Below are 25,918 nucleotides of genomic sequence, written 5' to 3'. Positions count from 1 at the left end.
GACACAGAAGCCCACCGTGTCATCCCTGGAACTCCATGGGGTCCATGACTTCCAGCAACATGGAAGTAACGTGAGAAACCCGTATTGACACATCCGATGCGTTCCAAATATATGCGCCACGCTCGAGCCGCTGAGGCCCGGGTGTTCCCGCAGTGATTCTGGTCCGGCAGCCGACGCAGCCCCGCCGGGGGGCTGTCATCAGTGGCTCCGGAGAGCGTGTCGCATCGAATGCCTTAGACGACTGAACGATGGGCCGGTGGCCCACGGTGGGGGGATGTCCCGCACAGCCCGTGCAGTGCCTGACCACGTCTGGTGTTGACGTGGAGAGGCACACGTGTGCCTTGCCACACCGTATCCGCGCCTCCGGCCCTCTTTCATTGCATCCCTGAGCCACTCGTGTCGCACACCAGAGGCGACAGCGGGACATGTGTGTCTTTAGAGGGGAAGAACGTGCCGCGATTGAAATACAGACAGTGGATGGTTGTAGGACTCTGGATAACGCTGCTCGCCGGCTGCGGCGTGGAGCTCCCGGGCAACGGAGAGCCGGGCGCCGGAGAGGTGGCCACGGAGTCCCAGGAGCTCATCGTCGACATCGAGGGGGAGCAGTGTGCACCGGCCACCCTCGATTCCACGACGTGCTCGGGCCCGTACGAGTACCAGATGCAGTGCTACGCGTTCCGGACGAACTCCTCGTACTGCGGGCGGTATCCGCAGATCAACTGCTGGAATGAATGCACCCTGAGCGCCAGCGTCAATGAGACGTACTCCACGCCGGTGGCCCCCTATGTCTATACGGTCGAGGTCTGCAACGAGCCCGTCTACGAGTGCGACTACGACCGGAAGCCGCCCTGCCAGTGGTCGGAGCAAATCTGCTGGGACGAGACGCGGTACGACTACAACACGCCCTGCCAGCAGTTGGCGCAGTCGGAGCTCAACAGGCTCTATCCCAACCAGCCCGGCGTGACCTACAGCGCCAGTGTCAGTGGCAATACGTGTACATACACCCTCAGTGGCACGAGGAACTACCCGTCGGGCCCCAACAACCCCTCATGTGGTGACGCCTACAAGTACCTCTGCGACGACCCGAACAACCCCCTCTACTATGACTGCCGCCACTCCGCGCACGGCCCGGCGCCCCTCAGCGAGTGCGCCAACAGCACGCTCATCGGCACTGGATGGAGCCACACCGACTCGGGGCTCACCGCCGAGCAGGCCACCACCCAGGCCCAGGCTCGCTGGTACGCCCTCGGCAACAAAGAGGCGCCGAGCCACTTCGTCTCGCCCCGCTGCGTCACCTGTGAAGACCAGACGGACGCGTCCGAGAAGCTCACCTGCCTGAAGCGAGGGATTCAGGAGCGCAACTGGCAGAACAACTATGGCAACACCCACCTCAATGACACGCGGCTCAAGCTGCGCCAGCGGCTCATCCTGCTCCACGAGCTCCGCGGGCACGAGCTGGACGCCACGGAGCTCTCGGAGCTGCGCACCCTGATGGAGCAGGAGCCGGTCCCCAACATGTGCGGCCGCAATCTGGAGAACAGCACGGAAGCCAACCCCGACTGCGACGCGCTGAAGGCCTGGCACTCGGAGCTCAACAGCTGCATCCGGCTGATGTCTCCTCACGTGCCGATGACGATCAGGCACGCCTTCTACGAGTACTGCGCCGGGCTGGAGTCCACCGTCTTCAACCAGAGCTACGGCACCTGCCAGACCACGGACACCTGGCACCAGGACTACGTGGAGAGCCTCCGGACGCTGGCCGCCAGCATCGTGACCGAGCCAATTCCCGCCGGCACCGAGTTCACAGAAACGCAGATCCAACTGCGCCTGGAGGCCATCCAGCGCTGGTACGACGCGGCCCACGGCTACTACGGCTCCGGCCCGACGGCGAACCCCCTCCTCTGGAGCAAGCTGGACGGGCTGATGGGGACGTTCTGGATGACGATGTACGACCAGGAAGCGCCGTTCGACTCCAATGGCTCCGCGGCCGGCGGCATCCGCCCGCCCAGCGAGTTCATCCAGGACAGCCTGGAGGTGGACCGCAAGGTGCTGAGCGCCGCCATCACCAGCATGTCCCGGACGACCGGCACCCGCCTCGAGGAACTGCCCCTGCTGATGACGCTGGGCGGCGGTCTGCGCGCGCTGTCCAACCGCCTGGACGACATGACGGTGCTGCACGACCTGGGCTGCCGCTTCCGTGACTGCAAGCTGCTCAACTCGCGCACGATGATCAGCGAGACGATGGGACTGATCGGCTCGCTGCACGATGCAACCGAATTGAACACCCGCGTTGGCCGTCTGGCGACCTCGGGAGTGCTGAGCAGCGGGTGGCGCGACGTCTTCTCCGGACTGAACACCCACCACGCCTACCTCCAGGGCGCGCTGAAGGCGTGGATGGGCGAGCCCACCAGCCCCGACACGGTCGCCACGCTCTTCCTGAAGGCCCCGGACTCCGTCTGGCCCTCGCTCGCCCTGGACTTCGTCCAGCTGGTGAAGGACGCGGCGCAGCGTACCGCCAGCTATGACACCACCGGCCGCTTCGCCCCGGGCCAGAACAGCGTCCTCCACACCGGCATGCAGGACTCGCAGTTCCAGGTGGCGCGCGGCCTGCTCACCCAGTACCGCACTGCCCTGGCGAACTCGGTCACGGACTACAACCAGAACGAGGAAGAGTACGTGGAGCGGCTCCTCGCCCAGATGGGGAACGAGACGGAGCAGCGCAACCTCAAGGCCCAGTTCGAGCAGCGCGCCCTGCAGATGGCCCAGCTCTACGAAGACCTGGCGGGCTTGAAGATCAGCTCCGCCCAGGACGAGGCCCGTTTCGGCGACTTCATGAAGACCTTCGTGGACGCCGCCCAGGCCCAGCGTGCGGGCCGGCCCGCGTACCAGCTACTGCTGGAGGACCAGAACCACTCCCTGACGGCCGCCTCGGCCGCCCGCTACAAGGCAGTGGTGGACAACCAGACGGTGGACGGCTCCGACATCTCCAAGCTGGCGGTGCCTGGAATCCAGCCCGTGAGGCTGAAGGCGGGCGATGTGCTGTACATCAACACCTCGGGAGCCTGGTCTCCGACCTGTGCGCTGAGCAAGGTGAATGCCTCCACCTATGGCGCCTTCGCGGGCTTCGACTTCGCGAGTGTGCAGACGACGCCCACGGGACCAGAGGGCTACCTCATCCAGCGGTCCACGAGCGGGACGACCGCCGTCAGCAACCAGGCCGTGGCTTCGGCCGAGGTGTACGGGAACGTGTCGGCCAGCGTCCGGGCGTGCGCGGGTGCGCGTGCGGACGTGACGGCCAAGAGCCCGGATCCGTTCGGCGCGGCGCCCGTCGTGGCCTCGGCCTCCGTCTATGGAATGATCGAGACGTGCGAGCAGGCCGAGACCGGCGTGAGGTTGGGCGTGAGCGCGTCGATGAGCCAGGACACCACCAGCCAGATGGGGATGTCGGCCAGCTTCTCCATGGGCATCCGCTCCAAGGAGGCGCCCTTCACCCACCTGCCCACCGGAAGCCTGCTGGCCGTCCTCATGAATCCGGTCACCTCGAGGGCACCCAGCCAGATCAAGAACATCCACCTCGTGCAGTCCCCCAGCACGTCCATCGTCGCCAAGGACGAAGTGGATGTGTTCCTGGTGGCCAACGAGCTGGCGGTGGGCTGCGGCGGCCTCGATTCGACCCGGGCGCTGTCGGTCAACCTCCGGCAGCTGCGCCCGGAGACGGCCAGCACGCTGGAGGAGGTGGCAACGGCCGCCATGGCGGAGCTGAAGACGCTCCGGCAGGCCGCCCTGCTGAAGCAGGCCCAGGGACGGCTGATGCCCGAGGATGCCACCGGCCTGCGGCAGGACTTCTGGGTCAACATGAGCACCGTCCAGGGCGTCACCGTCCCGGAGCCCCTCCGGGAGCTGGTGGAGCAGTGGGTGACGCGTGAGCTGGCGGAGCTGAGCCGGGCGGTGGAGCGTCAGGCCATCCAGCGCCAGCTGGAGCTGCTGAAGCTGGAGCAGCGCTCCATCAACGAGGGCCTGCAGGACAGCGCGCGCAAGGCGCCCCTGCTTCAGTGGCTCCCGCGCCGCGCGCTGCAGAACATGGACGCGGAGGAGCTGCGGCTGAACGTGCGCAACGTGTCGGTGCTGCTCAATGACTACCTCTACCCCATCTTCGAGCTGCGCTACCCCGTGGTCCTGCAGACTCTGCGCAACCAGACGGGCGTGAATGGGACGATGGACCTCATCGACGACTTCATCCACGTGGACTTCACCACGTCCTACTCGGCGCTGGCGGACAAGCTGGCGGATGTCGCCGCGCTGGTGGAGTCGGAGACGAACCTGATGGGCCTGCAGCAGAAGGGCAACCCCACCATCAGCTACCACTACCTCAGCATCCCCCGTCCGACGTGGCAGTGGGATCCTGCGCCCCAGCCGCCGCCGGCGCCCCAGCCGCCGGCGACCGTGTACCAGACCGTGACGCCCTCCGTGTCCGAGGCGGTGTGGGATCGCATCAACCGCACCTCCATCGCCACCATCCCGGTGACGCCCGTGGACTTCTTCCACGCGGACGGAGACAGGCGGCTGTCGTGCGAGAAGGACGTCCCCATCATTCGCAACATGATGGTGTTCTTCAACATGCAGCGCTCCTCGGACGTGGAGACCGCCCGCTCGAAGCTCATCGATCTGCCGCTCAGCGTGGACGGAGAGCTGGTGTTCCCGAGGGTGAGCGGACCGCAGCGCTACCGCATGCTGAACGCGGCCTGGCTCAACCAGTCCTATGGACGGCCGCTGTTCGGGCGCTTCAACGAGGCCCCGGCCATCTACACGAACTGGCGCAACACCACCACGGGCCAGCTGGCGTCGGTGGCGGACGGTCTGTCGCCGTTCACCCGCTACGACATCAACCTGCGCGCGCTCAAGAACAACAACCTGCTGCACCTGGTGACGGACATCGTCCTGGTGTTCGAGGTGGAGACGCGCTCCGGGACGCCGCCGATCTTCCCGTGGATCGAGTCCTGCCAGCAGACGTCGAGCACGTCGTCCCTGATGTCCCCTGTGCAGGTGGCGCCGGAGCTCTGAGCCGCCCCTGCTGAAGCATCCCTCCCCCGGGCGCGCGTCCATCCGCCCGGGGGAGGGCGCAGTCCCCACACCATCCCTCGAATGTCCAGGTGCCCGCAGGCCGGTGGGAATCGCCGCGGCACCTCCGTGCGGAGCGAAGAACGTGAAACAACCATCCGTCCTGGCTGGAGTGCTGGCATGTGTATGCCTGGCCCTGGCCACCCCGGCCCTGGCCTCGGGCCCCTTGGAAGACATGCTGGTGCAGCCGCCCCAGCTGTCGGCGCCTCAGCGCGGCAGCCTGGTAGGCCAGCTCGCCAGCACCGCCTTCGGCCCCGCCGACGTCAGCCGCGGCGCCTTCTCCCTGCCCTCGCCCTTCAGCGTCCCGGAAGACCGGGGCATGCTGCTGGCCTCCGTCATGCCCACCTACTCTCCGGACTCCGGCGCCTCCGAGTGGGGCGTGGGCTGGAGCAACTCGCTCTCCCTGGAGCGCTGGCGCGCCAAGGGTGACCCCGACTACCTCACCGACGACCTCTCCAGTCCCTGGGGCCGGCTGGCCAAGGGCACCGACGGCGCCTGGTATCCCCAGGGCCTGTCCACGCTGGCACGCGTCGTGGTGGACGGCTCCACCGCCACCGCCTACCTGCCCGATGGCTCCACCTGGACCTTCGGCGGCACTGCTCGCGTGAACACCCCGCGAGGCACCTATGCCTGGTACCTCACCGACGTGGTGACGGCCCTGGGCCGCCGCACCCGCCTGGAGTGGGCTCCCAATGCCTCCGGCCGGCTCTTCCTCCAGCGCGTCCGCTACGGCGGCACCGGCACGGACTTCCAGTACCGCCTCGAGCTGCAGTACCAGCCCGTCGCCATCCCCTTCGTCGACTACCGCTCCGGCGTGGGCCTGTCCCTGGACAGGCGCGTGGCCTCCCTCACCGTCTTCTCCCGCGACCAGAACACCGGCGCCGACGCCGAGCGCTGGAGCTACACCCTCACGCACGAGGGCGACGGCTTCGGTCCCGCCTTCTTCCTGACGCAGGTGTCCCAGCGCTTCGCCTCCGGTGAGACGCCGCCGCCCACCCGCTACACCTACCACTCGGCCCGCCAGAAGCTGCTGCAGCCCGAGTGGTTCACCAACCCTCGCCTCGACGCCGTACTCCAGTACTTCGGCGAGGACGCCTTCCAGCCGCAGAAGGCCACCTTCCTCGACGTGGACGCCGACGGCCTGCTCGACTTCGAGCACGCCTATGACGGCACCCTGGTGCGCCAGAGCACCACCGGCTTCACCCTCGAGCCCCTGGATCCCGCCTCCTCCAGCACCTTCTACGGCTGCCGCTCCCCGGCCTCCCACAACAACCTCCCCCGACACCTGGCGCAGATGTTCCCCGACCAGCGCTCCTTCCAGGTGGTGTGGCTCGAGTTCAACCCCGTCTCCTCCTCCACGGACCTGGCCGTCTGCGAGCGCTCCGGCCAGTTGCTGCACGGCTCCCAGCTGCCCGGCATCTGGGAGCTGGACGCCAACACGCGTCTCGTCGACCTCGATCGCGACCACCGCCCGGAACTGCTGCGCGTGGAGGCCGGCGGCTTCGAGGTGCTGCCCAACACCACCACCGGCACCACCATCTCCTTCGGCGCGGCGCGCCAGGGCACCCTGGCCAGCGCCAGCGGCGGCACCTACCAGCCCCTGGCTTCCTGGGTGCAGGACATGAACGGCGACAGCATGCCGGACATCGTGGTGCGCCACTCCGGCGGCCTGGCCGTGTGGTGGGGCCTGGGCCAGCTGAGCTTCGAGCCCATCGCCCAGGAGTACTCGCTCATCAACCTCTCGGACAACTACGTGTCGCCCGAGGGCTACGCCTTCCACTTCATGGACGCCAACCGCGACGGCCTCACGGACGTGCTGCTGGTGGCCCAGGCCGACGTGCGCCTCTTCGTGAGCTCGGGCCTGTACTTCAAGGAGGTGGATGTCCCCTCCCTCTACTACCTGGGCTACGGCTCCACGCCCCCGGTGGTGGGTGACTTCCGCGGCAGCGGCAACACCGAGGTGGCCTACGCCTACTACGGCCTCGGTTATGGCGTGGCGCTCGAGGCTCCCGAGACGGGCCTCATGGCCACCGCCGATGACGGCCGCGGAACGCTGGTGCGCTTCACGTACGCGCGCGGCCCCGCCGGCCTCGACGTGCGCCAGCGTCCCGCCGTCCTCTCCTTCCTCACCGTGGAGTCTAGCGGCTACGACTCCGTCCAGTACGGCTACACGTACGCCACCCCCACGCACCACTCCGTGGGCCGCTTCCTGGTGGGCTACGACACGGTGGTGCGCCAGGACGGCGTCGTCACCGTCACCGAGGACTTCCTCAACGGCGACACCTACGCCGGCCTGTCCTCCTCCTCCACCGAGCAGGACGCGCGCACGCCCGACCTGCGCACCCTGGCCTCGCGCAAGTACGAGGATGTCTTCTTCCGCGGCCTCCCCTGGAAGAGGCTGGAGGAGGAGCACCAGGGCTGGACCAATGGCGCGGGCACCACCACCCTGAAGGAGCACACCGAGTACCTCGACTACGAGGCGGACGTGTGCCCGTCCTACACGGTGCGCCACACCTCGTCCGGGACACTCACCACCCAGCGCCGGCGCGCCGTGGTGAGCGGCCTGTCGCAGCACCTGCACTGCCTGGAGGACCGCCTCATCCTCAGCGGGCGGCACTCCGACGACACACTCAACTTCGACCACGAGGCGTGGCTGACGCGCAACACGGTGGGCCTGGTGGAGCGGGTGGAGAGCCTGGGCGAGGACGGCCTGCTGACGCTGCAGGAGGTGCACTACCGGCCGGATTACTCGGTGGAGTACGTCTCCCAACCCGGCCGCGGCAGCACGCTCTTCGAGCTGGAGCCCGGCGGCACCCTGCTGCGCAAGGTGACGTCGCCGGATGGCTCGGTGCTGGAGGTGACGGCGCGGGATGCCCGCACGGACGCCATCCTCGCCCTGGCCAGCCGGCACGGCACGCAGTCCTATACCCAGTTCTTCCGCCATGACGGGCAGGAGCGCCTGCTGAAGCAGTGGGACAGCCTGGGCAACGCCACGGAGACCAACCCCTCGCTGCTGCTCGCCTACGAGTTCGCCACGGCGCTGGAGCCGGCGGCCGTGCACCTCACCACGCTCGTGGAGGCGCTGTCCGGAGCGAAGCGCCGCTCGGTGGAGTGGAGCACGGCGGGAGGGGAGCAGGTGGCCAGTGCCCAGCTCATCCCCGAGGGCTGGGCGTTCGACGGCGTCACCACGCGCCACCCGGCCCTGCGTGAAACCCGGACGCACAACCGGCCCACGGAGCCGGCCAGCACGAACCTGGGTGGATTCACCCACGCGGCGATGCGCACGGGAATCCAGCGGGTGGGCAGCACGCGCCTCGCCGGCTTCGGCCACGCGGTGGAGTCGCTGTCCAAGCAGCACTCGGACGTGGAGCGCCAGGTGGTGTCGAGCCTCGGCCTGGACGCCGGCCTGCTCCGGCGCGAGTCGCTGGAGAACGCCACCTACAGGACGCGCTCCTGGATGAACGCCTCGGACGAGGTGCTGCGCCGCGAGCAGGCGGATGGCACCACCTATGCTTTCGATCGGGACGCGCTCGGCCGCGTGCGCCGCGTGCACCTGCCGGATGGGAAGACGCACTCCGTCACCCATGACAAGCACGGCCGGGTGAAGCAAGTGGTGCGCGAGGGGCTCGCCACCCTCGTCTACGACTACGCGCCCACCACGGGCCTGCTGAGCAGCCTGCGGCACCTGTCCGCCAACGGCGTGGCCCAGCGCTCGGAGACGTGGACGTATGACGCCATTGGCCGCAAGGAGGTGGAGCTGCACACGGACCTGGTGCTCGGCACCACGCGCAGCTACCGCTTCTACTACGACGGGGCGACGCCGGACGCGCCCGCCCGGCGCACGTACCTCGGCGAGGTGTCCGCGGTGCAGGGCGAGGGCTACCTCAAGACCATGGACTACCGCGCGGACGGCAAGCTCGCCCGGTACGTGCTGCGGCTGGATGGCTGGCGCACGGTGGAGTCGGACCTCGAGTACACCGACAGCGGCGACCTGAAGCAGGAGGCCATCTCCGTGCGCGCGGCGGATGGCACGCTGCTGTCCGTCTCCACCAAGGAGCAGCGCTGGGACACCTACGGCCGGCTGTGGCAGGTCTGGCTGAACGGAAACCCGCTGGCGACCTTCGGCTACAACGCCAACGGGCAGGCCGCCCAGGCCTCCTTCGTCTCGGGCGACAGCGTGCTGCTCGGGTACGATCCACTGACGCGCAGGCGGCTGTCCCAGACGCAGACGACGGCGGGGTGGAGCTCCTCCAACTCCTTCCGGTTCAATGCGCGGGGCTTCCTGGACGTGGAGTCGTTCGTCGTTGGCGGGAAGAACCTGCAGCGGAGCTACGGCTACTCGCCCCAGGGCTTCCTCACGAGCGCGCATGACGCGGAGCACGCCTACGACTACGAGTTCGACGGCTTCGGTCTGCCGATGGCCATCGAGGAGGCGGGCGTCCGCCGGGAGCTCATCCCTGGCAGCGGCACGCTCACCGCGGGGGCCGTGACGTACACCTTCGACGCGCTCGGCCGCACCAGCGCGAAGGGGGACCTGACCTTCCAGTACGGGCCCAACGGACACCTCGAGCGCGCCACGCGCGGCGCCAACGAGTGGCGCTTCCTGTATGACGAGACGGGCCAGCGGCTGCTGAAGCTCACCGGGACCACGCCGGTGGCGGCGTACCTGAGGGAAGGCGCCTACCTGGACGCGAGCGGCCTGGCCGAGCCCTTCAAGTTCGCCGGGCAGCTGGTGGGCCTGGTGCAGGGGGGCGGCTTCCAGATGCTCGCCGCCGACGCGCGCGGCACCGTCATGGCGGATCTGGACGGGACGGCGCGGCTGGCCTCGCCCTTCGGCAACCGGACGGTGCGCCCGGACAGCTCGGCGGTGGTGGACTACGTGCAGAAGGGCTTCGACGCGGACCTGGGCCTCATCCGCATGGGCGTGCGCGACTACGACCCGGAGCTCAACCGCTTCCTCACCCCGGATCCCCTGTTCCTCGCGGAGCCGGAGCGCTGCGTGGACAGCCCCGTGGAGTGCAACCTGTATGGCTATGCGGGCGGCAACCCGGTGGCCTACGTGGATCCGACGGGCAAGGCGCTCGAGTCGATCTGGGACGCGGCGAGCCTCGCCATGGGCGTGGCCAGCATCGCGTCGTGGGACAGCAACACGAGCACGCTGGAGAAGGCGCTCGACGTGGTGGGGGTCGTCGCGGACGCCGCCGCCCTGGCGGTGCCTTTCGTCCCGGGCGGAGCGGGTGCCGCCATCAAGGCCTACCGCGTCGGTGACAAGGTGGTGGACGCCGTCAAGGCCACCGACAAGACCGCGGATGCGCTGAAGGCCGCCAACCGGGCGGAGACCACCGGGAAGATGGCGAGCAAGGCGGACGACGTGGGGGATGGGCTCAAGTCCGCCGCCAAGAAGGGCTGCGAGGGCAAGAGCTGCGGCATCCCCGGACAGTGCTTCGTCGCCGGGACGCAGGTGCTGACGAAGGAGGGGCCCAAGCCCATTGAAGAGGTGCGGCCGGGAGATCTCGTCTGGTCTCGCAGCGACGAGACGGGCGCGACGGACTGGCGGCCGGTGGTGCAAACCTTTATCACGCCGGATCAGCCCGTGCTGAAGCTGGAGCTGATCGAAGAGGCATCAGGACAGAAGAGCGAGCTCGGCGTCACGGGCGAGCACCCGTTCTGGGTGAAGGACCTGGGCTGGGTAGGAGCCGGAGCGCTCCAGCCGGGCCAGCGGGTGGCCAGTGCGCACGGCGGCTGGCTCAAGGTGGGAACCTCCACCTGGGAGCAGACGCGGACCACCGTCTTCAACTTCGAGGTGGCGGAGTACCACACGTACTTCGCGGGAGACCTGCGCGCGTGGGTGCACAACAACTGCGAGCCGAAGCACTACATCCCGGACAGTCCGCTACCGCAGCAGCGGGTGAGGGACGTGGACATCCCGACCCCGGATCCCCGAGCCGAGGGCCGTGCACATACGACGCTTGGAGGACGTGATGGCTCCGACGGGGTCCGGTATCGGCAGTCCGCGACGTTCCCGGAGAACACGTGGCCCAAGGCCAACGGTCAGGATGTGCCCATGAGCCGTGTGGATTGGCATAACCACGGTCGCCCCCAGGACCACACCAATCCGCACCAGCACCAATTCACCTACGACACGCAGAGCAGACAGTGGACGGCGGGCGAACAAAAGCCCTTCTATCCATCGATGTGATAGCGAAGAGCCGTGGCCGAGCGGTGAGCCCATCCGCATGAACGATGGGCTCACCGCCCCTCGAGCCACAGCGGCCCCCGTCGTCTCACCTGGAGACTGAAGAATGGATGCCTGCCTCGATCTGCTGCTGCCACGAATCTGGCCCATGGAGAACCTGCACCATGAGGTGGAGCAGTTCGTATGGGGTGGAGTGGCATACCCTCAAGGCCCTGGCGTCTACCGTTGGGGCCAGCACATCGAGTTGCGGAGGCATGAGGTATGCCCTCCGTATCTCCTGACCTACCTGCCCGAGGGGCTCTTTCAGGCGGATTGGGTCTACCTCACGCTCGGGGGGAAGGGTCTGGACCTCCTGGCTCGCGAGGTGAATGGCGACGAAGTGGATTGGGGCGGTCCTCCCTTCCAAGCCTTCCTACGGGAGCAGCTCTCGCGAAACCCCAGTTGGGCCGTTGTCTTCAGCCCACACTGCGATCAGATCGACAGCACCCTCGAGACGGATGCGGCGGGCGTGCTCACGCTCCTCGACAAGAACCTGTCGAGGGGCGGTGAGCAGCGAGGTTTCGCGGCATGGCATCGAGAAAGAGCCGGGGAACAGCCAGGGTAACTGGAGGCGAGTCCCCGAGCCCGTCCTCCACGCCTCAGGGCGCGCCGTCACCTGAAGTCTGGACGGCCAGCTTGCGCATCACCCGCTCGACGTGCTGCTGATAGGCGGGGTGCACCTTGTTGGCCCGGACGCCGAGCGCGAGCGCGCGCTGGTAGCTCTCGAGCGCCGCCTCCCACTGGCTCGCGGCCTCCAGCGCCTCGCCCAGGCTGTCATGGGCGTTGGCCGAGTCCCCGTGCCGCTCGACGTTGCGCCGGAAGGCGGTGAGGGCGGCCTCCACCTTCCCGCGCTGCAGCAGGGAGTACCCCAGGACGTTGATCAGCTCCTCGGGGGGCTGGAGCTCGAAACCGAGCCGTCTGGACAACCGGGCATAGCGCGCCTCCACCTGCGCCAGCTCACCCGTGCGTGCCTCCACCTGGGCGAGCCGCAGATCCTCGAAGGCGGCCTCCAACCCATCGTAGAGCGTCCGGTGGGGCGTGCTGGCGTGGTGATCGTTCGGGAGGAAGGCGTAGCGCCACACCAACCGCGCCGGCCTGGCCTCCTCCAGCGTCGCCGCGAGTTGCTGGATGGGCTTGAGCATCTCCTCCCCCTCCTCGCCCATGGTCATGTAGAGGAAGCGCTCCTGCTCGGGCAGGCGCTCGAGGGACTTCACCGCGCCGGCCACCAGCTCGCCGTTGTTCCACCAGAGGCTCGGGCTGATGGCGATGTACGCGTTGAAGCTCTGGGGGCGGTTCATCAGGGCATGGATGGCGAAGAGCCCGCCGAACGAGTGACCCACGAGGATGCGGTACGGCCGCGTGCGGTAGTGCGCCTCGATGTGCGGGGCCAGCTCTTCCTCCAGGAAGCGCAGGAACCGGTCCGCGCCGCCAGCGGTGGGGAGCGATTGCGCGACGCTCCGCGACGAGGTGTCCCCGGGCATCACGGTGTCACCGTGCACCGGAGGGGTGAGATCCCTCGTGCGTTTCGTGTTCGGCACCCCCACCACGATCATCGGCGGAATGTGCGAGTTGCCCGCGAGGAACTGCACGACACCGGTGGCGTGATGGAAGTGCGAGTCACCATCCAGGAGGTAGAGGACGGGATAGCGCTCCGAGGACTCCGCGTACCCGGGTGGGAGGTAGAGCTGGAAGCCACGCTCCTCCTCGAGGATGGCGGAGCGCAGGCTGTGTTTCTCTCCGAGGAAGATGGGCCGTCCCTCGGGCGGAGGGGTGGAGCCCACGCGAGAGGACATGGACTGGCAGGAGGCGAGGAGGAGCACTGCCCCCAACAGGGAGAGGAGTCGGCGCATGGGCCAAGGCTAACACCGCTCGCGCCCTCCCCTCCCCGGGCCCATCTCTCAGGCCCAGAGCTCCTGCTCGAGCGTGGCCAGCAGGGAGGCGGCGACCTCCGGCGTGGGCACGCCCGCCTCGGTGACGAGCGCGGCGTCCTGCGGCAGGGCTACCTCCTCGCGCAGCGTCACCACGGCCTCACGCTGGGCCTCGCGCAGGGTGGCGCATTCCGCGGCGGTCAGCTGCTCGCGCGCCCAGCGGTCGATGGCCCAGGACAGCTCGGCGTGCCGCGTCTCGTCCTCGGCGATGCGCGTCATGGCCTCGCGCACCTCCGCGTCCCGCGCGTGCAGCGCCTGGTGGTGCCCGACCAGCGCCCCGAACGTCTCGCGCACGCAGCCCTCCACCGCGTTCTCCAACGCCACCTCGAAGAGCGAGCGCAAGGGCAGCTCCACCACCTCGGGCCGCTGGGGCGTCGCGCCGAAGCGGCGGGCGAGCCGCGTGCTGACGTCCGTGTGCATGACCTCCTCCAGGGCGCTCACGAGCGCGGCGTCCCGCAGCGCGACATCCGCGCCATGCAGGGCGAGCTCCTCCCGCAGCCGGAGGAAGGCCTTGATGGAGGCGGCCTCCAGGTGCGCGGCCAACGCGAAGTGACGGCCCAGCGCATCCACGCAAGCAACACCGTCCGAGGCGCGCAGCCCCACGGGCCTCCGGCCGACGACGCAGTTGGGGTGGCCTCGCTCCAGGATGTGGTTGCTCACCTCCTTCACCTCGCCCGAGGCGGACACCTCCAGCACATGCTGCGTCACCGACGTATTGAGTCCACAGGCGTAGCCGGTGGTGCCAATGACGTTGAAGCCCCCCTTGCCGTTCGCCCGGACCGCGCCCCGCTCCAGGTCGCGGCAGGACAGGTTGTAGTTGGACGCGAAGGCGAGCAACGCGGCCTCCTGCGCCGTGTCGATGGAGCCCAGGTAGCCCTTGAGCGCCTCCAACGTCGTGAGGGCCGTCACCTCGTCGCCTCGAGTCGTCGCGAGGTAGTACGCGCTGCACGTCTGCTCGCAGACGGAGCGGAAGCCCGTTCGCGAGGAGAGAGCGTTCAGGGCCGACTCGCAGGCCGCCCGGTCTGAAGCCGTCGCGCACGCCGTCCCCGAGGAGCCGCGCCGCACCTCGTCGAAGAAGCTCTCGTCCTGGCCCATGGAGATGGAGCGCAACTGCACGAAGTCCGGGGAGACCGTGGGAGACAGGCCGCTCACCGTGGGGAAGCCATCATCACAAGCGAGCGCGGAGTAGCCCGTCAGGTCCGCGCCTCCACAGCCCGCGAGGACCAGTGGAGAGGCGAGTGAGGCGCGCAGGGCACGCGAGAAGAGACGGCGCAGCAGGGGCGAGTCCATGGATGGCTCCGGTGGAAACGAGGTGCGCATCCCTGGAGCAATGGGAATGCCATGTCCTCCCCGTCCCTCTGTCCGGAGGCTCGGGCACGGAGGGAGCGCGCGCCTCCGGGCCCGGAAAGGCGCCATACCGGGCTCAGAAACCTGAGGCCGGGTCAGCCGTCCTTCAACAGCTCGTGGAGGACCTCGGTGGCGTAGGAGCCCTTGGGCAGCTCGAAGGTGAGCACCAGGTCCTCCCCGTCCACCTCCAGCGAGGGGTTGCCGAGCCGCACCCGGTAGGGCCTGCGTCCGCCCTGGGTCTCGTCACCGCCGCGCCGGAAGTCGTCCAGCGTGACGCCCTCGTCCGCGAGCAGTTTCGCCTCGGCCTCGGCCACGGCGTGGGCGGCGGCGGTCATCTTCGGCCCGAAGAGGGGCCCGGCGGGGCTCACCTCGAAGGAGGCGGCGCGAGGCCCATCCACCTCGGGCGCCTCGCAGACGAAGAGGCCACCGGAGTCCTCCTTGCGCAGCACGTCCCCCAACAGCGCCGTGTCGAAGGTACCCGCGCGCAGCCGGTCCACGAGGGCCCGGTTGAAGAGGCGGGACTGGAAGGCCGAGAGGTACAGCTTGCGCTGGAACTTGTCCGGGCGGCGCGGCAGCCGCTGGCCCAGCACCAGCAGGCGGCCGAAATCCGCGTTGTCGCCCTCGCGGCCGAAGCGCTGATCTCCGAAGTAGTTGGGGACGCCCCGGGCGCTCAGCCGGGTGAAGCTCTCGCGCGCCGCGCCCACGTCCTTCACGCCCCGCAGGCGCAGCCGGAAGCGGTTTCCCTTCAGGTGCCCGGTGCGCAGCTTGTTGCCATGGCGCCGGCTCCACAGGACGCTCACGCCCTCCAGGGAGAACTCCGGCAGGCGCGCCTCACCCTTCGCGGGCACGGAGAGGAGCTGCCGGGTGATGGCCTGACGGTCCTTCATCCCCGCCACGCCCACGTCGCCCTCGTCCACGCCGAGCGCGGAGGCCAGGGCCTTCACCACCTCACGGGTGTCCCGGCCGCGCTTCTCCAGCCAGAGGTAGAGGTGCTCCCCCTCTCCCGAGGGCGGGTAGGCGGGCAACTCCTCCACCTCGAAGTCCTCGGGGACGAGCTTGAAGGCGCCACCGCACCCCGGCACGTCCTCCGTCAGCCGGGGCCGTTCCGTGCCCATGTCAGGACCCGCCGAGCGAGGCGAGCATGTCCTTCACGCGCCGGGCGAGGTCCTCGTCCGCGCGCGACTCGAGCAGCTCTCCCGCCTGGAAGAGGAGGAAGAACATCACGTCGCTGAGCGCCTGCCGGAAGGAAGCGAGCGGCTCCGAGCCCAGCGAGCCGCGGTACTGCTCGTAGGCGCTCACCAGCTTCGCGTCCGGGAGGCTGCCGTCGGGCGCGAAGGCCAGCCCCGCCAGCACCGGCGAGGAGGACAGCGCCTGTCCCGAGAGCGCGGCGTTGGCCGAGGCGATGAACTCGCGCGCCAGGCCCTGCTTGGACACCTCGGCGGCGATCTCCCGGAAGATGCGGTTGAAGACGTGCACCACCTCGCGCACGTCCACCACCGGGGCCGGTTGGGGCGGCTGGGTGATGGCGCGCAGGCCCGACTGCGAGTGCCTCACCGTGGGAATGCCGGTGGAGGACGGGCGCACCACGGGGATGCCCATGAAGGCCTTGGGGCGCACCGCGGGGATGCCGGACAGCGACTGCATGGAGCCGCCCAGGGGCTTGTCGGACAGCTGCACGAAGCCACCCTCGAGCAGGCCGTAGACGACCTTGGTGACGTCGAACTCGGACAGGCGGGCGCCCTGCCCCAGGTCCAGCACCGTGCGGCGTCCATCCACCAGGGCCAGCACCTTGTCCTCGTCCGGCTCCAGCCGGGCGTTGGCCATGCCCTTGCGCAGCACGTAGAGGCGGCTGTGGGGGATGCGTTTGCGGAAGTGCGCCAGCTCGTCGATCTTCCGGATGCTGTCCATCAGCAGGCTCTGCGTGGACAGCTGGATGTTGTGCCCGAGCTTGTCCTCCACCGGCTGGTCCACCAGGAAGAAGCTGCCCTCCCGGCACAGGACGATGGCGTGGAAGATCTCACTCACCTGGTGGGTGACGCACTTGAACAGGTCGTGCGCCTGGAGCAGGCCCCGCTCCACCAGGGCGCGGCCAATCTTGGAGGGAGGGTGCTCGCGCAGCACCGTCTCCAATTGGGTGCGCTCCAGGTAGCCCAGCCGGACGAGCACCTCGCCGAGCCGGTCCGCGGCCACGTCCGAGGTGGCGCCGCGCACCTCGCCCTCGCGCAGGATGACGGAGCGCTCGCCGCCGGGGGCCTGCACGCGAACGATGCCGCTCCAGCGCGCCTGGCTGAGGAAGGCGATGAGATCGGACAGGGGGAAGCCGGAGGCATCTCCGGAGAGCACCACGCGAGGGGTGGGCAGTGAGCCCCCCTCGGCGGGCGTGCGCGAGAAGACGAGCAGGTCCGGCGAGGTGGGCTGCAGCACGAACGAGCCCGTGCGGCCCGCCAGCGCTGGCGGCTGTGGCTGTTGAGTCCCCTGGCGCTCGTCGGGGACGAGCTGGGTGCCATCGATGCGGAAGCGCTGGCTCATGTCACCGTCAGTCGGCGGCCCACGCGTTGTTGTTCGCGCGCCACTCGAGTTCGTCTTCGAGGCTGTGGGTAAGGGAATCCTCGTTCAGGCCGATCTGCGTGTCGTAGACGCGGCCGTTGAAGAAGAGGCTGGGCGTGCCGCGGATGTTGGCGGCGTTGCCGAGCGCCTTGTACTTCTCCAGCTCCTGGGCGTAGGTGCCGGCCTGCAGGGCCTTCTGGAGGTCCGCGCCCTTGAGGCCCAGCTTGTTGGCGAGGGCCACGATGTTGGCGGTGGACAGGTTGCGCGCGTTCTCGAAGAGCGCGTCGTGCATCTCCCAGTACTTGCCCTGATCCCTCGCCCAGAGCGCCGCCTGGCCGGCGGGCACCGCGTTGGCGTGCATGGGCAGCGGGAAGGGCACGTTGCAGAAGCGCAGCCGGCTGGCGTTCTTCTTGGCGAAGGCCTCCAGGATCGGGCGGGCCGTGCCGCAGAAGGGGCACTCGAAGTCGGAGAACTCCACCAGCGTCACCTGGGCCTTGGGGTCGCCCATGCACATGCGCGGGTCCACCTCGAGCTTCTGCCGGGTGGCGCGGAAGCCGGAGTAGTACTCGGAGAGGGCGACGATGATCTCCGTGGCCGGCACGCCCGAGGCGGCCTGCCGGGCGGCGAGCCGGGCCATGCGCTTCGCATGCTGGCAGGTGGTGTGCCCCTTGAGGCACTGGCCCAGGGTGTGGGGGCAGCCGCAGTAGCAGAACTCGTCCGTGAAGACGGTGGACAGCTCACGCTGGGCGGAGGGCGGCAGGGCGGAGAAGTCCATGCCGGGGATGCCGGAGAGGACCGGGCCCCCGGAAGCGGGAGCGGCCGCCTGGGGGGGCGGAGCCGCCGGGGCCGGGGCGGACGGCTTGGGCGCGGTGGGCTGGGCGGGCTGGGCCGCCTCGGAGTTCTTGGTACAGGCCGAGAGGGCCGTCAGCGCCAGGGTGAGCGCCAGGAGGACGCGATTGCGACGGTCGGGGAGCACCAGCCGGTCTTAGCGATGCGCGCGGGGCTTGTAAAGCGACCCCGGCTCTGACAGGGAGGACCCGCCCTATGCCCAGAATCCTCCTGCTGCACACCGGCGGCACGCTGGGGATGGCCGGAGGCCGGCCGTCCGCGCTGCGCCCCGCGGCCTTCTTCAAGACGCTCAAGTCCCGCTGCCCCGAGCTCTTCCGGCTCGCCGACATCGAGCTGGAGCTCTTCTCCAACCTGGACAGCTCGGAGATGCAGCCGGAGCTGTGGAGCCGCCTGGCCGCCCACCTGCACCAGCGGCTGCCGGACTTCGACGGCGCCGTGGTGACGCATGGTACCGACACCCTTGCCTACACCGCCAGCGCCCTCTCCTTCATGCTGCCCGGGCTGCCCAAGCCGGTGGTGATGACGGGCTCGCAGCGGCCCCTGGGGGAGATCCGCTCGGATGCGCGGCTCAACCTCATCGACGCGGTGCTCTCCGCCCTCCAGGGCCCGCCCGAGGTGAGCATCTGCTTCGACTCCCACCTCTACCGCGGCAACCGCACCCGCAAGGTGAAGGTCTCCGAGTACGACGCCTTCGAGAGCCCCAACTTCCCCCTGCTGGGTACGCTGGGAGTGGATGCCACCTTCGCTCCGGGTCTGCGTCAGAAGGGCCCCTTCCGCCTGCGCGAGAAGCTGGAGCCCCGCGTCTTCCTGCTCAAGGTCTTCCCGGGGTTGGACCCCGCCCTGCCCCTGGCCCTGCTGCCCCACCTGCGCGGTCTGGTGCTGGAGGCCTATGGGGCGGGTAACTACCCCAGCGATTCGTCGCTCGGCCGTTCCCTGCTGCCGCTCTTCCGGGAGGCCCGGAAGCGGGACGTGCCGGTGGTGGTGGTGAGCCAGGCCTACCGCAACGGGGTGGACCTGACGCTCTACGAGTCCGGGGCGGCGGCCCTCCAGGAGGGGGCGCTGAGCGGGGGCGACATGACGCCCTCGGCGGCGCTGGTGAAGCTGATGCAGGGGCTCGCCTATCACCGGGACAGGGAATCGCTCGCGCGCTTCATCGAGACCCCAATTGTCGGGGAGATGACCGAGCGGCCGCCCGCCGTGGTGGAGCCGCCGGCCAAAAAGTCGAGGCGAGCCCGTTAGGAGCCGACCATCCCGGTAGGTCCGTCGTGGGGTCTGCTTGCTGCTGACAATCCTCGACCCATAAGATGGGGGGCACGATGTCCGACGAGAAGACCGCCGTCCATTCGATTTCGGACCTGCTGGGGGACGCCCCCCAGCAGCAGAGCGCGTATCTCATCGTCATCAGCGCGAAGTCCGCGGCCGGAATCGGCCGGATGTTCAAGCTGGACAAGTCCGAGACGGTGCTCGGCCGCAGCGTGGAGGCGCAGTTCCAGGTCGAGGACGATGGCATCTCGCGCAAGCACGCGAAGGTGGTGTCGCTCGGCGAGGGCCGCTTCCAGCTGGTGGACCTGGGCAGCACCAATGGCACGTTCCTCAACGGCCTGAAGGTGAGCGCCGCGCCGCTCTATGACGGCGACAAGATTCAAATCGGCTCCAACACGGTGCTGAAGTTCTCCATCCAGGATCAGTTGGAGGAGGCCTACCAGCGCAGCATCTACGAGTCGGCCACGCGCGACGGCCTGACGCGCCTGTACAACAAGAAGTACTTCATGGAGACGCTGCGCAAGGAGTTCGCGTACTGCCTGCGCCACCGGGTGGCCCTGTCCATGGTGATGTTCGACGTGGACTACTTCAAGAAGATCAACGACGTGTACGGGCACCCGGCGGGAGACTACGTGCTGACGCGGATCGCCCAGCGGGTGAGCGACACCATCCGCACCGAGGACGTCATCGCGCGGTATGGCGGCGAGGAGTTCGCCCTGATGTTGCGCGAGTCGGCCGAGGACCAGGCGCTCGCGTGTGCCGAGCGCTGCCGGGTGGCGGTGGACCGGACCGACTTCATCTTCAGTGGGACGCCCATCAAGGTGACCATCAGCCTGGGCGTGGCCACGCTGCACGACACGGACTTCGCGCAGGCGGAGGATCTGATCTCCGCGGCGGACAAGTACCTCTACCGGGCCAAGCGCGCCGGCCGGAACCGGGTGGACGGCAAGGCCATCAGCGGCCCGTAGCCATCCCCCTCCCCTCCTGTGCTCCCTCTCCCCCTGGGAGAGGGTCGGGGTGAGGGTCTTCGCTACGTCCCCTCGATCTCCAGTCCCGGCGTCTCCGCGAGCATCTCCACGCGGTTGCCGCCAGCGGCCTGGGCGGACTCGAGCGAGCTCTGTGCCTGACGCACGAGGTCGGCGAACGACACCTCACGGCCCGGGGTGAGCGCGGACAGGCCCACGGACACGGTGGGGCGGAGGACCTGGTCGTCGAAGGTGAGGCTGGAGCGGGCCACGCGCTCGCAGACGCGGCGGGCCAGGGTGTGGGCTCCGGCCAGGTCCGTGTGTGGCAGCAGCAGCAGCACCCGGTCCGCCGAGTACTGCACCGGGAAGTCCGTATCGCGCAGCGAGCGCCGGATGGCGAGCGCCAGGCCTCCATGGAGCTGCTCACGCAGCTCGCGGCCCGCGCGCACCGGGAGCGGATCGAACGCCACCAGCGCGAGCGCCAGGGGCAGGCCATGGCGCCGGGAGCGCTTCACCTCGACGAAGAGGAAGTCCTTGAAGTGAGCGAAGACGTAGAATTGGGTGAGCGGATCCAACAGCGGCTCGCCCGGGGCGCGCACCGGCTCGGAAGCGGGAGCGGCGCGGGCCTTGCGCACCGGGGTCCCCCGCGAGAGCGTCCGCAGCTTCACCAGCTCGGGCAGGCGCACCTGGAGGTCCTTCGCGGAGACGGGCAGCGGAAGGATGCCATCCGCGAAGCCGGCCTTGCCGGGCGTCTGCTGCGCGGCCAGCACCAGCGCCCGCGGCAACTGCCTCCGCACCGCGCGAGCCACCCTCTCGGGCCGCTCCACCGAGGGCCCCAGCACCACCAGCGGGGCCCGGCCCGGCGCCTCCTCCCACTCCGACACGGCGGACACCTCGAGTCCCGCCTTCTCCAGACCGTCCTTCAACTTGCGGCGCCCCGCCGCCCCCGGCTCGATGACGATGGCTCGTGTAATCTTCATACGCACTTCTCCAGACCTCGAACCATACCCACCTACCCGGAGCGCCTGCAAGGACTGCCTTCAAGGAGGCCGGAAGCCGAGCCGAGCCAGTCCGCGCCGGGCCACATGCTGGACATGGGAGTCCGGATCCTTCGCGGCGGCCTGACTGAGCGCGGAGGCGGCGAAGGGGCCTCCGAGGACGGCCAGCGTCTCGGCGGCGGCCACCCGCACCGAGGCGACGCTGTCCTGCTGGAGCGTCTGGGCGAGGTGCTTCACATGTTGGGGGCGGCCGATCCACTCCAGTGCGCGGGCAGCGCCCTCGCGCACCTCGGCATGCGGAGAGCCGAGCAGGGTCACCACGCTCTCCACCCGCGCCACCTGGCGTTGCCGCCCCACGACACCGAGGGCGGCGGCCACCACCTCTGGCATGGAGTCCTCGAGCGCGGCGGCGACGGCGGCATCCAGCTCGGGCGAGCGAGGCAGGACGAGCGCCCGCACCGCCCCGGCCCGCACCGCGGCCTGCTGATCCTTCAGCAAGGGAGCCAGGAGCTGGAAGCGGCGCGTGGCATCGCCGTCGCAGTCGGCGAGCCTGGCCGCCGCCTCGCCTCGCGTGTCGGCGAGAAAATCGGTGTCGTGCGCCACCTCCAGGAGGAACGGCTCACAGGTCTTCTCGGTCGCGACCACATCCATCCAGGTACACCGGGTGTCCAGCGAGGCCCCGTCGTCCCAGATCTTCCGGCGAGCGGCCTCCATCAACGACAGGCCCTCGGCCTCGGCGAGTCCCTTCGCCGCCAGCCGGCGCACCTGGGCCTCGGAGTCCACCAGCGCGCGCTCCAACTCCCGCTGCGCCAGGGGGCCGTAGCGCCACAGTGACTGCACGGTGGCGCGCCGCTCGGTGACGTCGAGGGAGGCCAGCCCCTTCTGCAGCTTCTCCAGGTCCGCCGAATAGACGGCGAAGAGGCGGTTGATGAGGGCCTGATCCGGCGGCTTCGCCTCCGCCAGCAGCATCCGCCCCACCGAGGAGCCCTTCTTCTCGGCCACCGAGAGGAGCGCGGAGGCGGCGGCCACGTCCCCCGCCTCGGGGCGCCGGGCCATGGACTCCAGCAGCACCCGGGCGGGCGGCCTGCCCAGGAAGGTCGCGAGGTGGGAGAGCGCCTCGCCCCGGAGCACGGCCTGCTCGGAGTACACCTCCACCTCCAGGGCCTCCCGGATGGCGTCCCTACGGGCCCAGACGCGGGCGGCCGCCGTGCCCCCCTTGGCTCCCGCCTCCTTCAAGTAGGAGGCGGTCGACTTGCCGGTGCTGGCGGCGGCTCGCGCGGCGGTGATGCAGGCGAGCACCTCGTCCCTGGCCGGAGCCTCGGCCACCCAGTCCGCGAGGGTACGCGGCTCGGTGTGCCCCCGGGCCTTCGCCTGGGCCCGCAACACGGCCCAGCGCACCCGCCAGTCCGGGTCCGTCAGCGCCGAGCGGAGGCCCTCCTGGGCGGGGAGCCCCCGGATACGACCCAGCTCCAGCACCCAGGCATCGGCGCGGCCGGTGGTGACGCATAGCTGGCAGAGCCGGGCACGGAGAGCCTGGTCCTGCACATGCCGTTGGCAGGAGGACCAGCAACCCAGGGATCCCTGGCCGCCATGCTGGCCAGCCGACAACAACAGGACGAGGAAGAGGGCGGCGCTCACGAGGGTCCACTTTAGCCTACCCGGCTGATCCTTTTCTGCGGGTGTCCTTGCGTTTTCACGCCCGCTGCGTCATATCGGCGCCCCCTGTATTTCTAGCGCACACGGAAGGAGGTGACAGGCATGCCCGGCATTCGAGTCAAGGACGGCGAGTCCATCGAGAGCGCCCTCAAGCGCTTCAAGAAGGCCACCGAGAAGGCTGGTATCCTCTCCGAGATCCGCAAGCGCGAGCACTACGAGAAGCCTTCCGTGAAGAGGAAGAAGAAGGCTCTCGCGGCCAAGAAGCGCGCGGTGAAGAAGGCGCGTAAGACGTACTAGCCGCCTCCTCGTCCGGGAGCCGGGGCCGCGTCAGTCCAGCGCCCTGGTTCCCGTCCGTGTAGCACCCTTCCACCACATACCTGGAGCACTGCCATGGCTACCGTCAGGGAGCGCATCGACGCCGACCTCAAGGACGCGATGCGGTCGAAGAACGAGCTCACCACCAGCGTCCTTCGGATGCTCAAGAGCGCCGTCAAGTACAAGGAAGTGGAGCCCGGCGCCACCGGCCCTCTCGACGAGGCCAGCATCCTTCAGGTGATCGGCACCCTCATCAAGCAGCGCCGCGACTCCGTCGAGCAGTTCAAGTCCGGTGGCCGCCCCGAGCTGGCCGAGAAGGAAGAGCAGGAGATCTCCGTCCTCCAGAATTACCTGCCCAAGCAGCTGTCCGCGGACGAGCTGCGCGCCGAGGTCCAGGCCGCCATCACCGAGGCCGGTGCCAAGAGCGCCAAGGACATGGGCGCGGTGATGAAGCTGCTCACCCCCAAGCTGCAGGGCCGCGCCGAGGGCCGCGCCATCTCCGAGGAAGTGAAGAACCAGCTGTCCAAGCTGTAGCAGTCCCGGTCTTCCGGCCTCGAACGGCGCCGGGTGGGTTCTTCGAGAACTTGCCCGGCCGCTGATCGGCCATTAAGGGTATCCGGTCGCTTCCCGTCCCCCCATCCGGACGGTTCCCGACGCGCCGAAATGCCCTTCCTTTTCCACATCGTCGAGCCGAGCCGGACCTACAGCGGCCATGTCAGGGGCCGAGCCCATACTCGTCCGCAGGGGCTGGTGTGCGGATCATGGCGGTCCGCTCGCGCCGGGCGGAGGGGGTGGGACACATGATCCCCGACCACAAGATCCAGGAAGTCCTCGAGCGGGTGGACCTGGTGGGGCTCGTCTCGCGCTACGTGGAGCTCAAGAAGGCCGGGCGCGAGTTCAAGGGCCGCTGCCCCTTCCACCAGGAGAAGACCCCCTCCTTCTACGTCGTCCCGGAGAAGCGCTTCTATTTCTGCCACGGGTGCCGCGCGAGCGGGGACGCCGTGTCCTTCGTGCAGCGCTACCTGGGCAAGACGTTCCTGGACGCGGTGAGGGACCTCGCCCGCGAGGTGGGCGTGGACCTGGAGGCGGCGCAGGACCCCGGCGCCCGGGAGCGGCAGCAGCTCAAGGAGGCCACCGACCTGGCGGCCGAGCACTTCCGGGCACTGCTGTGGGAGGAAGAGGGACGCCGCGCCCGCGCCTACCTCGCCAGCCGCGGCATCTCCGAGGAGACGGCCCGGGCCTTCGGGCTGGGCTGGGCTCCGGCGGCGTGGACGTCGCTGGCGGACCGGCTCACCAAGGCGGGAATGGTGGAGTGGGGCCTCAACGCGGGCCTCGTCAACCGGCGCAACAAGGGCGACGGCTACTTCGACTTCTTCCGCAGCCGCCTCATCATCCCCATCCGCGCCCCCGAGGGCCGCCCCATCGCCTTCGGCGGCCGGCTGGTGGACGCGGAGGAGGGCCCCAAGTACCTCAACTCCCGCGAGTCCCGGCTGTACAACAAGAGCGAGACGCTCTTCGGCATGGACCAGGCGCGCGATGAGATCCGCCGCCGCAAGGCCGCCGTGCTCGTGGAGGGCTACTTCGACTGCATCGCCCTGCACCAGGAGGGGGTGAAGCACACGGTGGCGCTGTGCTCCACCGCGCTCACTCCGGGCCACCTCAAGGTGCTCGGCCGCGCCGAGGCCCGGGAGCTCTTCCTGCTGCTGGACGGAGACCAGGCGGGCCTCGCCGCCGTGGAGCGCCTGGCCGGCCCCCTGCTCGCCGCGGGAGCGGCCGCCAAGGTGGCCCTGCTGCCCGAGGGCGATGACCCGGACACCTTCATCCGCCGCGAGGGCTCCGTGGGCCTGGAGCGGCTGCTCACCGAGGCCCGGCCCCTCACCCAGCACGTCTTCCTCACGATCCTCCCCCAGGGAAAGGAGGCCAGCTTCGAGGAGAAGATGGCCGCCCTGGAGCGCCTCAAGCCCGTGTCGGCGCAGCTGCCGGTGGGGCTGGTGCGCTCGGCCTTCTTCGGGGCCCTGAGCGCCTGGTGCGGGCTGCCCGCGGCCGAACTGGAGGCTTCCCTGCGCAGCAAGGCGCCGCCCCCGGCGGTGAAGCCCGCGCCCAAGCCCGGCCAGCCACCGGCCAGGGGAGCGGCTCCCCAGGGCCCGGCGGCGCCCCGCCCGCCCCCGGTGAAGCCCCCGGACGCCCTGGAGGCCCTGTACGTGGCCGCCGTCCTGCGCGAGCCCCGGCTCGTGGTCCGCGACACCTTCCGCGTCTACGACGAGCTGTCCCACCCTGGCCTCCGGCTGGTGCTCGCCCACGCCACCTCGGGCCATGGCGCCGAGGACGCCCTCTTCGAGGCGCACGACACCGTCAAACGCTCCGTGGAGGCCGCCTCCCGCCAGCTCTCCGAGCAGCAGGGCTCCGCCCTGGAGCACTACTTCCTCCAGCTCTGCCGTGCCATCATGCTGCGCCGCATCAATCAGCAGTTGGACTACATCAAGCGCACCACCAGCCAGATGACGGGCGCCATCGACCTCTCCGAGGAGACGAAACAGCTCCTCACCCAGCGAATCGAGCTGCTTTCGCTCAAGAAACGCGTGGAGGAGGAAATCCGCCCGCCCCCCCCGGGAACAAAGGCCCCCATGCAACCGGTTTGAGTTCGCGTTTGTAAGAATCCTCTACTTTGCGATAGATCGGCCGGCTCGCTCCAGGCCA

General features: G+C 69.3%; 15 protein-coding genes. 8 read left to right on the top strand and 7 right to left on the bottom strand.

The window, feature by feature from the left end; translation table 11 throughout:
• Positions 1-477 precede the first annotated feature (477 nt).
• From Q664_RS30825 to Q664_RS30815, 3 genes are all read left to right on the top strand, one after another.
• Complete coding sequence (locus Q664_RS30825) at positions 478-5,061, top strand: hypothetical protein (RefSeq protein WP_152622432.1); 4,584 nt, start codon at positions 478-480, stop codon at positions 5,059-5,061.
• A 142-nt stretch (positions 5,062-5,203) separates the two neighbouring features.
• Positions 5,204-11,317 carry a polymorphic toxin-type HINT domain-containing protein gene (locus tag Q664_RS30820; RefSeq protein ID WP_152622431.1) on the top strand — a complete coding sequence of 2,038 codons (6,114 nt, stop codon included), beginning with the start codon at positions 5,204-5,206 and terminating at the stop codon, positions 11,315-11,317.
• 103 nt (positions 11,318-11,420) lie between these two features.
• Positions 11,421-11,918 (top strand): hypothetical protein, encoded by a 498-nt coding sequence (locus Q664_RS30815; RefSeq protein ID WP_043403610.1) that lies wholly within the window; start codon positions 11,421-11,423, stop codon positions 11,916-11,918.
• Between the two features lie 34 nt (positions 11,919-11,952).
• On the opposite strand, the gene Q664_RS52895 is transcribed toward Q664_RS30815, so the two are convergent.
• From Q664_RS52895 to Q664_RS30790, 5 genes are all read right to left on the bottom strand, one after another.
• The gene (locus tag Q664_RS52895) at positions 11,953-13,203 is read right to left on the bottom strand and encodes an alpha/beta hydrolase-fold protein (RefSeq protein ID WP_052518875.1); all 1,251 of its coding nucleotides are present in this window, start codon (positions 13,201-13,203) and stop codon (positions 11,953-11,955) included.
• Between the two features lie 48 nt (positions 13,204-13,251).
• Positions 13,252-14,571, bottom strand: coding sequence for a ferritin-like domain-containing protein (locus Q664_RS30805; RefSeq protein ID WP_043403622.1), 1,320 nt, complete (start codon positions 14,569-14,571; stop codon positions 13,252-13,254).
• Positions 14,572-14,723: 152 nt separating this feature from the next.
• On the bottom strand, positions 14,724-15,743 hold the full coding sequence (gene truD / locus Q664_RS30800) for a tRNA pseudouridine(13) synthase TruD (RefSeq protein WP_043403609.1): 1,020 nt from the start codon (positions 15,741-15,743) through the stop codon (positions 14,724-14,726).
• 1 nt (position 15,744) lies between these two features.
• Positions 15,745-17,157, bottom strand: coding sequence for a DUF4388 domain-containing protein (locus tag Q664_RS30795; RefSeq protein ID WP_200883788.1), 1,413 nt, complete (start codon positions 17,155-17,157; stop codon positions 15,745-15,747).
• Positions 17,158-17,164: 7 nt separating this feature from the next.
• Positions 17,165-18,151 (bottom strand): DsbA family protein, encoded by a 987-nt coding sequence (locus Q664_RS30790; protein ID WP_052518874.1) that lies wholly within the window; start codon positions 18,149-18,151, stop codon positions 17,165-17,167.
• Positions 18,152-18,219: 68 nt separating this feature from the next.
• On the opposite strand from Q664_RS30790, the gene Q664_RS30785 reads away from it, so the two are divergent.
• Both Q664_RS30785 and Q664_RS30780 read left to right on the top strand, forming a co-directional pair.
• Positions 18,220-19,263, top strand: a complete 1,044-nt coding sequence (locus Q664_RS30785; protein WP_043403607.1) for an asparaginase — start codon at positions 18,220-18,222, stop codon at positions 19,261-19,263.
• Between the two features lie 77 nt (positions 19,264-19,340).
• Positions 19,341-20,255, top strand: coding sequence for a GGDEF domain-containing protein (locus tag Q664_RS30780; RefSeq protein WP_043403606.1), 915 nt, complete (start codon positions 19,341-19,343; stop codon positions 20,253-20,255).
• Between the two features lie 62 nt (positions 20,256-20,317).
• Here the strand turns inward: Q664_RS30780 and Q664_RS30775 are convergent, their stop codons facing one another.
• Positions 20,318-21,232, bottom strand: coding sequence for a GGDEF domain-containing protein (locus tag Q664_RS30775; protein WP_043403605.1), 915 nt, complete (start codon positions 21,230-21,232; stop codon positions 20,318-20,320).
• Between the two features lie 60 nt (positions 21,233-21,292).
• Positions 21,293-22,888, bottom strand: coding sequence for a HEAT repeat domain-containing protein (locus tag Q664_RS30770; RefSeq protein ID WP_043403604.1), 1,596 nt, complete (start codon positions 22,886-22,888; stop codon positions 21,293-21,295).
• A 120-nt stretch (positions 22,889-23,008) separates the two neighbouring features.
• On the opposite strand from Q664_RS30770, the gene rpsU reads away from it, so the two are divergent.
• The 3 genes from rpsU (at position 23,009) to dnaG (ending at position 25,860) form a co-directional block, all read left to right on the top strand.
• Entirely contained in the window at positions 23,009-23,203 is a 195-nt protein-coding gene (gene rpsU, locus Q664_RS30765) for a 30S ribosomal protein S21 (RefSeq protein WP_002621505.1), read from the top strand.
• Between the two features lie 93 nt (positions 23,204-23,296).
• Positions 23,297-23,755, top strand: a complete 459-nt coding sequence (locus Q664_RS30760; RefSeq protein ID WP_043403603.1) for a GatB/YqeY domain-containing protein — start codon at positions 23,297-23,299, stop codon at positions 23,753-23,755.
• A gap of 266 nt (positions 23,756-24,021) precedes the next feature.
• On the top strand, positions 24,022-25,860 hold the full coding sequence (dnaG, locus tag Q664_RS30755) for a DNA primase (protein WP_043403620.1): 1,839 nt from the start codon (positions 24,022-24,024) through the stop codon (positions 25,858-25,860).
• Positions 25,861-25,918 lie beyond the last annotated feature (58 nt).

The organism is Archangium violaceum Cb vi76 (assembly GCF_000733295.1).
Classification (GTDB): domain Bacteria; phylum Myxococcota; class Myxococcia; order Myxococcales; family Myxococcaceae; genus Archangium; species Archangium violaceum.
Note: the sequence above shows the minus strand (reverse complement) of the source record. Positions and strands in the feature narration are given on the sequence as shown.